A 15,960-nucleotide genomic window follows, 5' to 3' on the forward strand; every position below is an offset into this window, starting at 1 on the left:
CACTTTTTATATTTATTTTTATACTATGAATACAGCCGTACCGGACTATAAAGCGCTCTACCTGGAAAGCCAAAAACAGTTGGCCGAAAGCAGGCGCATGCTACTGGAAACGGAACTCAAACTTAAGTTAGCCCTACTGGACGCAGCCGAACTGCGGCGCAGGCACTTCTCCTCCTCAAAATCCGACAACCGGGTGAGCGGTTCGGGCAACGGGCAGCTGGGCCTCTTCCCCTTGGGTGCCGGGGAAGCCGATGTTCAAGCCTCCGAGGAGCTTACTGCCGCCGAGGTGGAAAAGGCGAACCTGGAGCAGGACATACAGGCACGCAAGCGTAGGAAAGCCGCAGCCCGAGGTCCCCGCATGGTGTTTCCCGAAAGCCTGGAGCGGGAAATCGATATCATAGACCCCAACCAAAACCTGGAAGGATACAAAATCATCGGAGAAGAAACCAGCGAGGTGTTGGTGATGGTACCCGCCAGTTTTAAAGTGCGCAGGACCGTTCGCAGGAAATGGGCCCTCATTGACCCTTCGCAAACCGGCAAAAAGGGAGTGCTGATCGCCCCAATCCCTTCCAGGACCGTAAACAGGGGACTCTTCGATGAATCGGTTCTGGCCCACCTGCTTACCTCCAAATTCGTGGATCACCTTCCCCTGTACAGGCAGCAGCAGATGTTCAGGCGAATAGGGCTCGAAATCCCCGCCTCCACGCTCATCGACAACACCAATGCAGCCTGTAAAGCAATCACCCCAATCTACAACGCACTCAAGCGCGAAACCCTGGCCAATCTCTATCTACAGGCAGACGAAACCCGGATGCAGGTACTCGAAAACGGAGGCGTGAAGGGTTCCTCCCATAGGGGTTTCGTGTGGGCCTATCATGCCCCCGTGGACGGGTTGGTATTCTTTGACTACCGGACCGCCAGGAACAAATCCGGCCCAGAGGAGATATTGGCCAATTACAAGGGCGTGGTCCAGACAGATGCCTATGAGGTTTACCATAGTCTTTTTGCCCGCAACAAAGGCATAAAGCACTATTATTGTATGGCTCATATCCGCCGCAAGTTCGACGAGGCAGCAGTTTATGACAGAGATAGGGCTTCTTGGGCGGTGGGGACGATTGCCAAACTGTATGCAGTAGAAAAACAGATCAGGGAAGCCGAACCGCCCCTTCCCGAAAACCTCATCGTCAAAAAACGGGTGGAGGAATCCCAACCCATACTGCGGGAAATCCACGACTGGATGCTCGCCGAGTATCCCAAGGTACTCCCTTCCTCACCGATAGGAAGGGCAATCGCCTATGCACTTCCGCTCATGGACAGCATGAAGCTATACACCCTCCACGGACAACTTCAGATTGACAACAACCTTATTGAAAACGCCATCAGACCGATTGCCCTGGGACGGAAAAACTACCTGTTCGCTGGTACCCACGCCACTGCTCAGAACGCCGCAATGATCTACTCCCTGTTCGCGACTTGCAAAAAGCACGAGGTAAATCCCCATGACTGGCTGCTCGACGTGCTGCGAAAACTCAACAACCCCACCTATGACGGCAAGTTCTCCGACCTGCTGCCCCACAGGTGGAAAAATCATCAAGGGAATCCCAGCTAATTTTAATAGGGGGTTGGCCGTTTGCTTACGTTGGATAGCATATTTACTTAAAATCACGAAGCTTAAATTTATTACTTTCCCGACCAAATTCATACGCCCTGCTGGCACGATTCTATTCAACATCCCATTGGGATTTTAAATGAGATTATTCGTGTTTTCTCTTCTCCGGTGTCTTGCTCCGTAAACACAGCCTTAAGAAAAATTCGGCTAGTACTTACACCTAAGGGGTAATCCTTCGGTGATTTTACATCGTTGATATGCTCCGCCCAATCATCTCCACATTGATCGCCCACAGCCTCCCGCAATTCATTCATATCGACCTTGACGAATTTTTCCCCGTCTTTCACAGAATACCTATCCGTTAAAAAAAATCCATCCTCAATCTTTAGCTTCTTCCATCGAGAATAGTAATGTTTCCATTCAGTTAAATCACAATGAGGACCTTCATCCATCACGGTCACACTATTCTCAAACCGTTGGTAAATACTGATTTTTCCTTTCTTGATCATATGGACGCCTAGCTTCTGTCCTTCAATTGTTTCTCCAAACGCCAAATGGAGAGAGGCGGTATCTTTTTGTGGTTGTTTGAGTGTTTCTTCCTGATACCCTATAGTACTACGGTCAATTCCGATGATAAATTCTTCAAATCGTATTTGCAGTAGATTTCCATTAACCGATCGTTGATTTTCTATTTTTTGTATACACCCACCGTCTTCGGCCATCGAAGTATCTACCCCTTTCGTAGTTGTATGTGGCATATTTTCGTTTTCTATCGTTAAAGGGTTTCTATCGCCTACTAAAAAAACGATGATTAAAATTGGTAGAACATTTAGTATCGGTATCATTTTTTGAATTATTTCCACCCGTTATAGCTGTCTATGTATATTGGCACGAAGGGGATAGCCTATAGGTAATGGTGTACTTCGTATTTCTTTTTTATTCGTTTATCAATAAACCAGTAAATCAACCAATAAATTGGCATAAGGGCTGGATATAGGAATAGTACAAAAAAAGAATAGGCATGAGTGCCAGCAGCATGCTCTCCAATATAGGCGTCAATAACATTATAGTAGTTCATCCAGGTTATTAAAAATATCAAGGGAATCAATATGCTACCAAGGATTACTACTAAAGAAAAACGGTTTAATTGATTCTTTGCTCTGTACCAGATAACTAAAAGTAAATCTAAAATAGCTAAGAATACACCTGTTATGTAAGCTAATCCGTTTGGAGTTAAATTTATTAACATTTGAGCCGTTTTAGAAATTTTTGGAGTAAAGCTAATTTGGAGTATTTCTGTTGGCATTATGTTAAACTCCCATATAGCAATTGATTTTAAATCGCCATTCTTAGTTGCGCCAAGATTTGATTTCAATTCTTTACCAAAATCGCTTGCATCTACTTTTATCTTTAACGTTCCAAATGACTTCCAATATTTCGCAGGAGATAGGGCATAACGGAAACTATAATCATTTACCCAGTTCTGTCTATCTGTCCATCTTGTAGCTCTGTAACTAACCTCAATTATATGGTTCCCTTTGAGAATATCTGTTTCAAAATAAATCATGTCATATAAACTGACATAAAACCCTCGGTTTGCAGAATCTTCAAAGATGACTGAGCCGTAATTATTGTGAGAAGGGCCTTCAAACAAATAAGAAAAGCTTTGGAATTTTGTGTTTTCAGGAATTTTGAAATCCAGAGGAATATCATGTATACCAACTTCCTTTCCATCAATTTTCACAGAGAATGAATCCAAATATTCAGAAGCATAAAATAAAAAGGGTATTTGAAATCCATCTTTAGATGAATGGATATTGTATTTGACATTAAATGAAGCGTATTCAAAATTCTCGTCTATTTTGATGAATAAATCTTCATGAATTACATCAACATATTCACTCACAAAAGGTCGTCCACCAAGTGTCCCTTCAATAACAGGGTTTGCCATATTCGCGTAAACCTGAGTACGTAGTAAAATGATTGATATAATTATTAGCCCTTTCATTTGGTCTTTTGCACCCTAACGTACAAATCTATTCACCAAAGTCGCACCTATCCAACACAGGCCTGCCGGATATATAACCCTTCGCGGTCCTTTTGCCCAAGGCGAACCAAAAGTAACCGCTTCGCATGTTTTGATTCGCTGGGGTTGGCACTGGTTGCCGGATTCATCGCGGAAAAGCGCCATGTGTTCTGTACGCCGATCCAACCGATAGCCAGACCTCTCCAACTGGGCTGTAGGTTCCAAGCCAAAGGATGGCTAACTCCGGGCGCGGATGTAATGGTCCTTTCGGTGTCCTGTGCCCTTCGGAATCCGATTCGTAAATCCGGATCCCCAGCCGGGGACCATAGGCCATTGCCCTGACACCAGTCTGTACCGGACCAGGTGTTTACCCGGCCCGATACCTAAACCTGGTATCCGTTCCCGGATGCTTCGCTCCGCCGGAACGTACACGAATCCAACAAGTTAAATAACAACGATTATGGACCAACTTATTCCGCACGCTATGTAAATCAACTGTAGTTTACCGGGAGACCGCCAATCGGATCCGATAGCAATGCGAATTTGACGAGAAGCACGCCAGCGCATCTATCGGCTCAGCGATATCCAACACCACGAGGGATTCTCTACGGTCAAAATAGGGGCCAAAGGGGACCGCATTACGCCCAGCGATATATTTGGGCTGGGGTACTTCGCTTCAAGCTGCAAAATTGACAAAAAAAGTGACACTATTACCCCATGATCCTAGGATTCAAAACCCATATCAACGGCAAACCCAGGTACTTCAAAGAAAAGACTGAGGCTCCCTTAACAGGGAACCTGGAGATGTCCCACTTGAGAACAACAGGCTAGGAATCCGCACTTTGCAAATACTTCAGCTAACATACATTAAAAAGAAATCATAAAAAACGACCCTAATAAAGGTCTTAACGATGAGCAGGATTCAACCGTTGAGACTACCGGCGGTCTGGCTCCTCAAAGAGCACAATTCCGGACAGTGGTCGTTGCTCCGGAAGCCAAACGTGTGGGACGATCCCCGCCAGATAAATCCGGCGAGGCCGTCTACACATTCTTGTTTTTGTTCACCCTCGTTTTAAAACCTGTGCGAGATTCCGAGTCTAGCTTCATTCGCATAATATTGACCAAGCTCTAGATTAATACCCCAATTATCACTAAAATAATACCTACCACCAATTTGAGCACCTATACCTAAATCTGTGCTTGAGAAAGAATCAAAGCCCGATTCAACAATGTCCGAGTTATAAAATCCAATATTAAGCCCTGCATACAAGTCGAAGTTTGAAGGGATTTTAAGCAATTTATTAAAGTGATAATTACCATTAATGTAAAAGCCAATAATTGTGTATTCAAAATCACTTCCAAGAAAGCTCTCCGCATAACGTCTGTAAGACGCCTCTCCACCAATAGTTATATTCGAGTGAACACCAAGGTCCAAACCTACAGAAACAGGTGTTCCAAAGCTGGAGAACCCTACCACTCCATTGAGTTGTAATTGCCCTTTAGAAATGGGTCCTTGTCCTTGCCCAAAAATAGGATAAGACGCCAAAAGAAATAAAATACATAGACTGACTAACTTTCTCTTAATTTCAGTCGGATTGGATAAACTGGTTGCTTTCATTTTTCTGATCATTTTCATTTCACTACGTTTTATATTTCTACTACATTTACACTCATATGACTATCACCGTGTCACCTTTCTTTTTATTTTCCAATTGAATGCCGACGAATTGGCTCGAGAAGAACATTTCGATCGGAAATTTTCAAATTTATCTTATGAATTGGCATGTTCTTTTTGCATTCGGTCAAAGCTAAGCACTTTATATAGACATATTAGCTAACCCGAATATAAAAAGGCGTGATTCAAATATATTTATAGTATTAAATTTTTGTTTAAAGAAATAATACGAAGAACTAAGCAGTTTTCCTGCTCTCTGTAACTACTGGCCAATACATTAATTAAACAACACTACGCCTGTATTTTTGGGATAAACGAATGTTGAGCATAAACATCCGAACCGTGTTGACTACTGATGAATTATTGCTCAACCCATTAAACTGAATTTGGATTCCTCCCCCAGCAATAAAACTTACCGATATATTCTACCAATTAAATCCAGGATGTTTTCTTCAACCCTTTTCTGTAAACGAAGCTCATAATAGGAGGAAACATAAAAACCTAACCTATAACTAAATTTAGTATACAATCTTTGGTAAATGAATTTAGTAATATCAAAATTTATTAGCTCTATACAACACAAAATCAGGAATTGCAGATTATCAAAATTAATTAATTTTAACAGACACTCACCTAATTTGCACGGTTTGTAAACCATCGGTATTCCACAGAACAACAGCACAAATAATCACACAACGCAGCTAGCACTACTTAGATTGGATAATGGCTGTCATTCCCATCCAAAATCAATCAAAGTAATCGCAATAAACAATCAAAATACAACATTATGACTGCACCTGTACAATAAGCTAAACCTTCGGCCGCCTACCACCTATGTATGAATATATCAACCAATTTTGGTCTGAGTTTCAAATCACTTGTAGATGGTGCAGACAAAACTTACAGAAAAATCCCCGATAAAAGGTTTATTTAGGAGAAGGTAAAAAAGTTACTAAATTCAAAATCATTTTGGGAGTAACATCCTTAAAGAAAATACGATCAAAAATTGCCCAAGTGCCAGATAATAGGGAGCGATTACATATTAGTCCTGGTTAACTTCCATCGCCTATGACTCCATAACCATAGCTCAGGTGATTTTAATATCGATTCTTCTAACATTCTGGAATACGCTTCGATTACTTCTGAACTCACTGTTCCGTTTGGGGTAGATGTAACAAATGAAAATTCTAATTCATATTTTCCTCTTTTGTGCTTAAGAAATGTTGGAAATATTATTACATTATTTAATTTCTTTGCAATTCTATCTGCCCCTACAAGGAAGGCCGTTTCTTGATTTAAAAATTTAACCCAATGCTTTGAAGAATTGTTGGTTGGGCTTTGATCACCAATTATATAGTTAAATGTTGGCTTTTTTTCATTCCCTAATTTAACAAGTTTTTTATATCCATCTTTTGATTCAAAACATATAACTCCAAATCTACTCCTGATAAGCTGCATTAAATCGTCAAAATATTTATTTGATAATTTTTGATAAAATGCACTAGCTTGATATGGGATAAATAATGGTAAGAAACCAAGCCATTCCCAATTTCCATAGTGTGCCGCATACAATATAACACTTCTATTTTGGGCGTATAACTCCTCGATCATTTTGGAGTTTTTAATAATAAACCGTTTATCAATCTGTGTCCCACTTATTGTCAAACTTTTAATTGTTTCAAAAAACACATCACATAAGTGCTTATAAAATCTTTTCTCTATTCGAATTCTCTCGGTTTTCGATTTATCAGGAAACGCTCGTTCTAAATTCGTGCTCACAACTTCTCTTCTATACTTAATTATATGGTATACCAAGATAAATGTGAAATCCGAAATAATGTACAAAGTTCGAAATGGCAGGATAGCCATAAAATAAAACGGAATGAATTTTACGTATTTCATTTATTTCAATTGAATCTAACATTTTCAGCTGTGCATAGTACGCGATTTCAAGGCACCCTCTCCTTTCGTTTAGCTATTAGTTTTATGAAAAATACTCGTGTTAAAGCCAACACCTACATCGGAATTATATATAAACAATATCCGATGCTAGAATAATAAACTATCATTAAACCCAGTATATATGATAACTGCAATTACCTGTACAAAAGATATGCGTTGGTTTGGTGCAATATCTAATACTTCCTAGCACATTTGGTCAAAATATTTCTATAAATCAGATGTGATTACATCTATTCTACCGGCTGCCATCTGCTAAATGATTATTGTATTATCTGCATTGTTAGTTTAGACAATTTCAATAATCGAACTAATACTCCCAATAGCCTTTTGATAAAAAAATCCCTAAAGCATAACATCTCCACGATCTAAAGTTAAAAGAACAACGCCTGGCGAACCGGTATCACTAAATAAACCATTTAATCCATCTAAAATTTGCCCTGAGGTCCAACTACCACTTCATTCGTGGTCGTTGTCAAAACTTTTGTTATCAAATGGCATATAAATTAATTTATCGGATTGTATTCCGATGAAACCAAACATGCAATTATTCCCTAACAAGTCTTTCGAAAGTTCGTACCGAAACTTTCCTAGTCAGGTCTTGTATCCTCAACTCTCTACGCTCCTAAAAAAGGAACTTGTTTATTGAATTACTTTGAGGTTTGGGATTGAACTCACAATCTTTGAAACAAGGATTTGGTTTCATTAATGATATCCCAGGAACTAAAATTCTTAGTATTAATTTCATTGAATTAAAGATTTATTTTCTGCTCGGTATTTAAAATAGGCCAATCGTCAATCCATGACAAGTTCCATATGGCAAGCGATGGTTCACCATTGTTGTTTTCATCATAGAAATGGTGAGAAAAATAATACTTACCGTTTGAATGCTGATAAATTCCACTATGACCAGGACCTTGGAATCTATCGTTACCAATGATTTCTCCATTTGCATCCAGAAATAAAGTCCCACCTCCAGTCTTTAAGTCCACTCCGTTCCTGTCAACAAACGGACCTGTTGGTTGGTAAGACCGTCCTACACGAATATTGTATGTACTATTGATGCCGCTGCAACACACGTCCCAGTTGACAAATAAATAATAATAGGAATTGCCTGGATGATTGTATATATAGGCTGCCTCAATATTGTTTTCATCAAGTGTACCTCCATAATTGGCTACCTCAATAAACCTATCATCAGTAATGTCCCAAGTTTTATTTTTCGGGTTTCGCTTCAGCAATCCAGTTTTCTGATCCAGTTCTACCATCCAGATACCGTTTGCATGTGAGCCATAAACTAACCACGTCCGATTAAAGTCATCTTCAAAAACTGCTGGGTCAATGGCAAACGGTTGCTGCGTGTTTTGGGATTCAAGCACGTAATCCATGGAAGGTGTAAATATAAAACCAGACGTTAATGTACTAACCGTTACAAAGCCGATTCTGGACCGATGGTTGACTTCGTCAGAAACCGCAGAATGATACAATCGTAGTTCGTTAGGATTTGTCTTCCATACAGATGGTGCCCACAAATTCGTACCGTTATACCAAGAAGGGCCCCCGCCTGCATAGATATCATCACCTTTCAATTCCCAAGCATTGCTTCCAAATTTATATGTCGACCATTCTACAGCACTTGCAAAAAGAACCAACTCATTATTAACTTCTACCAACTGAGCAGGGTCGTGGACACCACTATAAATTATTGCATTAGCATTAATACCAATTATTTCATCTTCATTCTCGTCACAAGAGCTACTTGTCACAAATAGTAACCCTAATAGGAAAACATTAACAGTTTTTTTCATTGCCTTATTACTAAAGTCATAGAGAACTTATAAGTTTATTTAACAAACGTGAACAAGTCAAACAAACACTCGGTGGATTTGAATCGCTTAAGCAGGGGCGGTCATGCTACTGCTGTCCCATCCGGAGCTCTCCTCTAGACTTAGATGCATTCTGCTGAAAGGTAGACTCACCAACTGGTATAGGTTCCAAGCCAAAAGATGGCTAGCCCCGGGCGCGGATGTAATGGTCCTTATGGTGTCCTGTGCCCTCCGGAATCCGATTCGTAAATCCGGATCCCCAGCGGGGAACCATGGACCCTTCACCTGAAACCAGTCTGTACCGAACCAGATCTTACCCACACCGATACCTAAGCCTGGTATCCGTTCTCGAATGCCTCACTACACTGGAAAATACACGAGATCAATAAGTTAAAAAATAGCAACAATAAACCTACCTATTCCGCACGGTATGTAAACCAACTGCATGCCGCCAAAGATTGACGTCAAGATCAGCGCTGGGCTTGCCATGCGCGGTAGGCCCGTTAGCGTGGGTTCCCCACCAAAATCAAATAAAAAATTTGAAACTCAGTAACACCATGATGCTAGGATTCAACACCCGCCCGATCCTGCTCCTGCATCGATCGGTTCGTTTCCATTAGGACTACGATGATTTTCTACCGGGTCAGGACACCTATTAAATTCGGTTTCAATTACAAAAAGCTTGTTCCCTTCATCTTCCAATTTGATTAGTTTCCTTCTACGATCTGAATCTCCTCCCCCGTCAGCTCATATAGCTGATAAACCAATTGGTCAATCTCTGACGCTAGTTCAGATATATTTGAATTTGGGTATTGTTTCTTGGATTCTAAGATCTCAGAAACCAGGTTTTCTAACTTTTCCCGAATTTCGTTGGTTGGTTTCAAAATAGGCAATTGAGCGATGTAAATAGGCTTGTATTCAAAATATCCGTTCTGCTTTGTTGATGCTATGGACTTCAGGTAGAAGTCCACAAGCGTTGAACTCATGACTCCTAACAGGACCAAATCGTTTGTGGGAATGATGGTGGTTTTATCATTGCTGTAATGCCCTTCTCTATCAAAGCCATACGATGCACTTTTGACAATCGCGGGAATGATAATCTTTTCCTTCTCGAACTCTTCATAATAATCACAAGCTCTTAACTCCCACCAATATTGGCCTTGGTCGAATCGTGCTTTGGCTTTTGTACGATAGTTTGTCAAATAATCCATTACTGCCGGATATATCTCTGAGATTTTAGCAAAGGCATTTGCTTCATCTAAAATGCCAAAGAGTTCTTTTGTTTGACCATTTTTAATCAAGATTAAAAACTTATCACTCCTTGGCTGTTGGTACCGCTTGATATCCCTCCCTGCCAAAAACGGCTTAATCAGCTCGGCGCTTTTCGGATCTTCGGCGATTAGTCGCTCCCTGGTTTCCCGATCGATAACAAAGGCTTCATTCAGGCCTGTCTTTATCCCATAGTATATTTTTCCTTCTACATAGTCAGATAGCGGAACGCCTTTCGATTTTAGCTTCATCAGAAGTTTCTGCGATTTGCTATCCATTAAAGTCCAGCCCTCGGCTTCAAGTCCTGCTACCAATACCTCAATCCGGTTTTCTTTTAGGTAGCGATCCATTCCCATCGGAAAGTCCAGTGTCTGTAAGTTAACCGCATTAAATTTTTCTGATGGATTACGTTTGGCCAAACCAATAATCAGCGGGTAGGTCGTGGCCTCTTCGAAAACCCGCAAATCGCCGAAGTCCAATAATTCCTGTATGTCGAAGGTTTTGACATAGTTCCGAAGTGCTTTTCCATAACCCGCCCGCATCCATTTATTGGGTACGATAAAGACAAAGTTGCCGTCATTTTTCAAGAGGTTCATGCTTAGTTCCACGAAGTAGACGTAAAGATCGGCTGTTCCGGCATAGGTCTTGAAGTTATTTTGCAGGTAGGGTTTTACTACGGATAACTCCTCTTGCCGGATATACGGAGGATTTCCAATCACCACATCAAAACCCACATAATCCCCGGCATCATTAAATACCTCAGGAAATTCAAAGCGCCATTCGAAGGCATTTTCGAAGATTTTGTTGGCTTTGATTTCCTCGATCTCGGTTTCCAGTTTGGTCAGGTTTTCTTCCAGTTTGGCGACTTTGGCCAGCCGGAGTTTTTTCTGCCTGGGGTCCTCGTCAAACATGCTCTGCTGCATGGTCAGGTTGTATAGCTCGCCGGCTAGCTGGGCTTTGCGCTTGATCTTGGGATCGTTTTTGGCGATCTCGCTGCGGAAATCGGATTTGATATCGGCGATCAGGCGCTTCATCTCTTGCTTCTGCGCCTTGCTTTCGGCATTGCGATAGGTGTCCACGGCTACCCGATAGCTATCGATGCTCCACTTGCTTTTCTTCAGGGCCTGGCTGAGGTCGGCATCGATGGCAAAGCGACTGACCAGGGAGTTGCCGCACTTGATATTGATATCGATATTGGGCAGGGTCTCGAGTTCGGTGGGGTTCTTGCCTGCCTGGCGGGCAGGCAGGTAGTAGGCATTTTTGAGCAGCTCGATCCAGAGCCGCAGGCGGCAGATCTTGACCGAATTGGGGTTGATGTCCACGCCGAAAAGGCAGTTTTCGATAATGGTCTGCTTTTCGTGAAAGAGCGCTTCCTGGATTCGCTGCCGCTCTTTGTTGCGGGGGTTGTAGTCAAAGAGCTCCCCATCTTCGTCGGTGACGATCAGCTCGTCATTCACCACTTCCACCTGGTATTCCTTCAGGCGCTTGCCTTCCCGGTCCTGCAGGATCCGCAGGTCGTTTTTAACGGAAATCATCTCGTTGAGTGCCGAGACCAGGAAGTGGCCGGATCCCACCGCCGGATCGCAAATCTTCAGGCTATTGACGATGGCATTGGCTTCTTCCCGGTCCTCGATCTTATCGTACAGCCCTTCCAGGTCGGTACAGTTCCAGCCCTTGGCTTCGTTAAATTTCTGCACCACGGCTTTACGGATGGTTTCCCGGCACATGTACATGGTGATAAAGCCAGGGGTGAAAAAGGAGCCGTCCTTGTAGCCGTTGATCTTTTCGAAGATCAATCCCAGCACCGAAGCGTTGATCAGGGACTTGTTTTCTTCCTGTATGTCTTCGGAACCTTCGCTGGTAAAGTCGTAGGCATTCAGAAACTCAAAGAGGTATTCGAGCGTATTGAGTCGACCGGTACGCGTCTTTCCTTGCGGATCTTTCAGTACCGTTCGGGAAAGGATGGGAAGGGTCTTATCGTCCTGCAGATTGCTGATAAAAAGCGTATCCTGCTCCATGTCCGTGGGTTCAAACAGCGAGGAATTGAGGTAAGGCACTTTCTCAAATAACTGGACCACGTCTTCGTTGCGCTGCTCGTGTTTCCGGGCCAGTACCTGAAAGAACAAGCCGTTCAGGTCGTCGTAGTTTTTGATTTTGTCCAGGTTAAGAAAGGCATACGAAGTATCGCCCTTATGGTAGCTGATCAGCTGGGCTTCCAGTAGCTTGAGAAAGAGGATGCGGTTGATCCAGGTGATGCACAGCTCCAGGGCCACGCTAAACAGCTGCTCCTCCTGGGTAGCGCCGAATTGGGAGGGGCGTTCCAGGCGACTAAGTTTGTCCAGGCTGTCCAGTTCAATGATGGCATCCTCCAGCAAGGAGGCGCTGTTTCGCTCGCCCGCTGGGTTTCGTTCGATTAGTTTTTTGCCTCCTTGCTTGGTTTCGGTCAGGCCAATGATATGCAATAGCTCGCTGTAAAAGCGCTTGTCCAGGCTATTGCTGTCGTTGGTAAAGGGCAGCTTCAGCAGGTGCTCCGGAGACAAGAGCTTGAAAAGTGCAATCAGTACCGTATCGTCTTTCTTGTCGGTGTTCCGCAGGGGCTTCTGGTACTCCTGCAGGTGGAAGTAGGTAAAATCGATTGCGGAATCGATGCTGGCGATAAAGGGCTCGGCGATCTGCTTGTAGAAAAAATCCGTCCGGGTATCCGCCAGGCGGCCGGCTTCAAAGTCGGTAAATTGCTGGACCAGCTTTTTGTTTTGGGCAAAGAGCCGGTCAAAGGTGCTGGCATCGAAGATAAACCACTCGTGGATATTGGTAATGACCAGGTGCCGGACTTCCAGGTTGCCCTGGCTGATCCGCTCCCGGAGGTAGTAGAGTACCAGTTCCTGGAAGGCCTTTGCGTTCAACTCCTCCTTGCGGACCATCTCGCTTTTATTGGTGGGTTTTTTGGCCTCGATGATCACCCCCACCGGACTGGAAGCCTTCTCGCCGTTGTGGATGACCAGGTCGTTTCTCCCCTTGGTATTGATAAAATGGCCGGGCTCGTAGTAGGTCTTTTTGAGAAAATCCCGGACCAGGTTCTTGTGAAACTCCTCCGATTCCGTATCGTTGGTACGATCGAGCAGCTGGATCAGGTTGGCCTTAAACGCTTCGATGTCCTTCCTGTTGGGCTTTACTTTCAGAAAGGCCTTGTTAAGGGCTTTTCGTGGTTTTAGTGGGTTGAGGTTCATTTATACCGTGTCTTTCCTTTCAGACAGTTAAGTTAGTTTTTTCTGCGCGTTTTCCTGTCCGATTGTCGGCAAAAAATGGCTATTCCGGTTTTTTCAGCGTTGGTCACCTGTCTGCAAAATCCAGGTGCACTCGCCTGCGCTTTGGCTTTCTTTGCCTAACGCACAAGGGAATCCTAGCGATACGTCGGCAGCGATTTTTGCCTCTAAACTTTTCTACGGTGAACGGAACTTTAAATTCAGCTCTTTCCTGTTGTACGACGGAAGAAATACATACCTACCTATGGGTAACATTGGCTACGGTAGTTCTTGAAGTAATTCGTTATCAATCCTCACTTGCGTATACCGGGAAAAGGCGTTTTAAGTGATTGGAATTTAGGTGTCCGGTATAACCTAAACAGATTTTATCCATCAATTTATCACGAGCATTTATTTCAATCCTTTTTTTAGTTCACGGTTACGTCCTATCGCATGATTTTAAATTGCAAAATTGAATTAGCTAATCCACCTAGTAGGGTGTAGAGAATATCCAGCTGATCAAATGTTGATTTGCTTATAAATGGTTGAATTGCCTCGTACATTAACATGGCCATTACTGGAATTATTACAAGAAATATCTTTCCGGTTGTTCCACTCCATGTATCGTCTTTCTCAAAAAGAATCATCAAAAAAGAAATACCTGGTACCGCTGTTAGCTGAGTAAATGAATCCTTGAAACCGAAGTCGTTGAATGAATACGAATACGCCATTGGGCGATAAAAGAAGTCAAGGAGTAAATGGACGATAACCAAGGGAATTAAAAACAAAATGGCTCTTATTTTCTTGGGATTACCTGAAGTTTTTTGCTTTTTCATAATTTGTCATCTACGCGGTCGATAGAGGTAATTTATGTACACATCTCGCCGTTTTTATTTACAACCGGGTACCCTATATTTAAGTGGCTTTTTTGGCTGCATCTATTTCCCTACCGGGTATACCGTTTGGTAAGAAAGAAAACCATCCGGGCTAATCGTTAAAAGACCCCTAACTACGCGCCGCACTCCAACAAAAAGTAGTCGATTCCCCCGCCGGCTGTTCCCACCCGGTGTCCAGATTCATAAACAATATCGTAGAATTTTTTAAAAATCGGCCGAAAGATTGTTCAAAAAACCCGGAGGAGCAGCAAAATTTCCGGCTGTTGGAAAATATCCGAAGGAATACTAGTTGGCTTTGCAACCCACCGGAAACCTACCGATAACCGCTACCCACAGGCCGGGAGGTCAGGAAATCTACCCAGCAATCGCTCTGTGGCATCTTCCTTTTTTTCCGGTAAAAATTCCTCCATGCCTTGCCTGCGCAGCATTTGTAAGGTAGAGGATTTGGTTCAGACACAGCCACTCTTGGTACGTTTTGCTCACCCAGAATTACTGATTGGGCGATTATCTATTCGTACCGACCAGATCGCCTGATTCGATGTCAGTCCGGTGTGACCTTTCGGTAGGCTGGAATTAAACGAGTAGACTGCTTGGTTCAGGGCATCCGTAGTCAGTCGACTTGTTGTACGTGAAGACTGCGGTTTATTGTACATAAAAAAAGTCCTTTAATCACGTGGATTAAAGGACCAAAACAGCAAATACCAGTTAAAAAAACTCAGCTTATCTTGAAGACTCCTAATCGTCTGATTACTCCTTATTTGTAGACATTGGTTGATCTGGTTTGTAAATAGCTCCGGTGGCAAAGTCGGCTATTGTTCCCGGCCAGAACAGAATGATATCGGCAATTAATACTCCAACCCGAACCCCGCTCCGAGCGGGTTTCGTTCACTGGTGTTCCATTACCGGAACACCCAAAATCGTTGCACAACCTGCCAATGTACGAAACAGAAGTACAAAACAAATTATAGGATTCTCTTTACATCTTTAATAGTTTAGCTTTTTTTTTATATATAGTCACAATTTAAACAATCTAGAGTGTGCCAACTTGCTGGATGCTTTAAAATGTAAATGAACGGATTTCATTCATTTGCGAGCGCTGATACTCCTGCCGGTTTTTTCAGGAATCTTGGACCGAAATACCTTTGGGCTACCAGTGATGTGAAATAGTTTAAAATCAAGCACTTTGAGCTACTATTGACAGGGTTCGCGTAGAACTGTTCATTTGCTTTTCTGATCCCTGCGGGAAAAAGGCGCGTTTAAAAGACATTCCTACCTACCTTCGTTGGAAGTAAAGGTAATCTGTGCAGCGCAGGGAGTTTCGGGATCCCTACCAGTAGCGGAGGAGTGCCTCTTTGTACACGAAAAGGAGTGATAAACTGATTCCGCCCAACACAATCTGTTTGAAAGGCCATCTGCGAAAAAATATAACTAGTGATGTAATGGTTTCAGATTGCGGTT

8 protein-coding genes are annotated in these 15,960 nt (G+C 42.8%); 1 reads left to right on the forward strand and 7 read right to left on the reverse strand.

Annotated elements, in window-relative coordinates:
* Nucleotides 1-25 precede the first annotated feature (25 nt).
* Nucleotides 26-1,609, forward strand: a complete 1,584-nt coding sequence (locus ABWH99_RS14365; protein WP_375582540.1) for an IS66 family transposase — start codon at nucleotides 26-28, stop codon at nucleotides 1,607-1,609.
* Between the two features lie 116 nt (nucleotides 1,610-1,725).
* On the opposite strand, the gene ABWH99_RS14370 is transcribed toward ABWH99_RS14365, so the two are convergent.
* The 7 genes from ABWH99_RS14370 to ABWH99_RS14400 form a co-directional block, all read right to left on the reverse strand.
* On the reverse strand, nucleotides 1,726-2,454 hold the full coding sequence (locus ABWH99_RS14370; protein ID WP_375582541.1) for a hypothetical protein: 729 nt from the start codon (nucleotides 2,452-2,454) through the stop codon (nucleotides 1,726-1,728).
* A 59-nt stretch (nucleotides 2,455-2,513) separates the two neighbouring features.
* Nucleotides 2,514-3,617: a hypothetical protein gene (locus tag ABWH99_RS14375; RefSeq protein WP_375582542.1), complete on the reverse strand. Its 1,104-nt coding sequence runs from the start codon at nucleotides 3,615-3,617 to the stop codon at nucleotides 2,514-2,516.
* A 1,090-nt stretch (nucleotides 3,618-4,707) separates the two neighbouring features.
* Nucleotides 4,708-5,271 (reverse strand): outer membrane beta-barrel protein, encoded by a 564-nt coding sequence (locus ABWH99_RS14380; RefSeq protein ID WP_375582543.1) that lies wholly within the window; start codon nucleotides 5,269-5,271, stop codon nucleotides 4,708-4,710.
* 1,074 nt (nucleotides 5,272-6,345) lie between these two features.
* Complete coding sequence (locus tag ABWH99_RS14385; protein WP_375582544.1) at nucleotides 6,346-7,212, reverse strand: lysophospholipid acyltransferase family protein; 867 nt, start codon at nucleotides 7,210-7,212, stop codon at nucleotides 6,346-6,348.
* Nucleotides 7,213-8,021: 809 nt separating this feature from the next.
* Nucleotides 8,022-9,077, reverse strand: a complete 1,056-nt coding sequence (locus ABWH99_RS14390; protein ID WP_375582545.1) for an arabinan endo-1,5-alpha-L-arabinosidase — start codon at nucleotides 9,075-9,077, stop codon at nucleotides 8,022-8,024.
* A gap of 725 nt (nucleotides 9,078-9,802) precedes the next feature.
* Entirely contained in the window at nucleotides 9,803-13,591 is a 3,789-nt protein-coding gene (locus tag ABWH99_RS14395; protein WP_375582546.1) for a class I SAM-dependent DNA methyltransferase, read from the reverse strand.
* A gap of 461 nt (nucleotides 13,592-14,052) precedes the next feature.
* Nucleotides 14,053-14,442: a hypothetical protein gene (locus ABWH99_RS14400; RefSeq protein ID WP_375582547.1), complete on the reverse strand. Its 390-nt coding sequence runs from the start codon at nucleotides 14,440-14,442 to the stop codon at nucleotides 14,053-14,055.
* Nucleotides 14,443-15,960: the final 1,518 nt, after the last annotated feature.

This window comes from Cyclobacterium xiamenense, from assembly GCF_042140265.1.
Lineage (GTDB): Bacteria > Bacteroidota > Bacteroidia > Cytophagales > Cyclobacteriaceae > Cyclobacterium > Cyclobacterium xiamenense_A.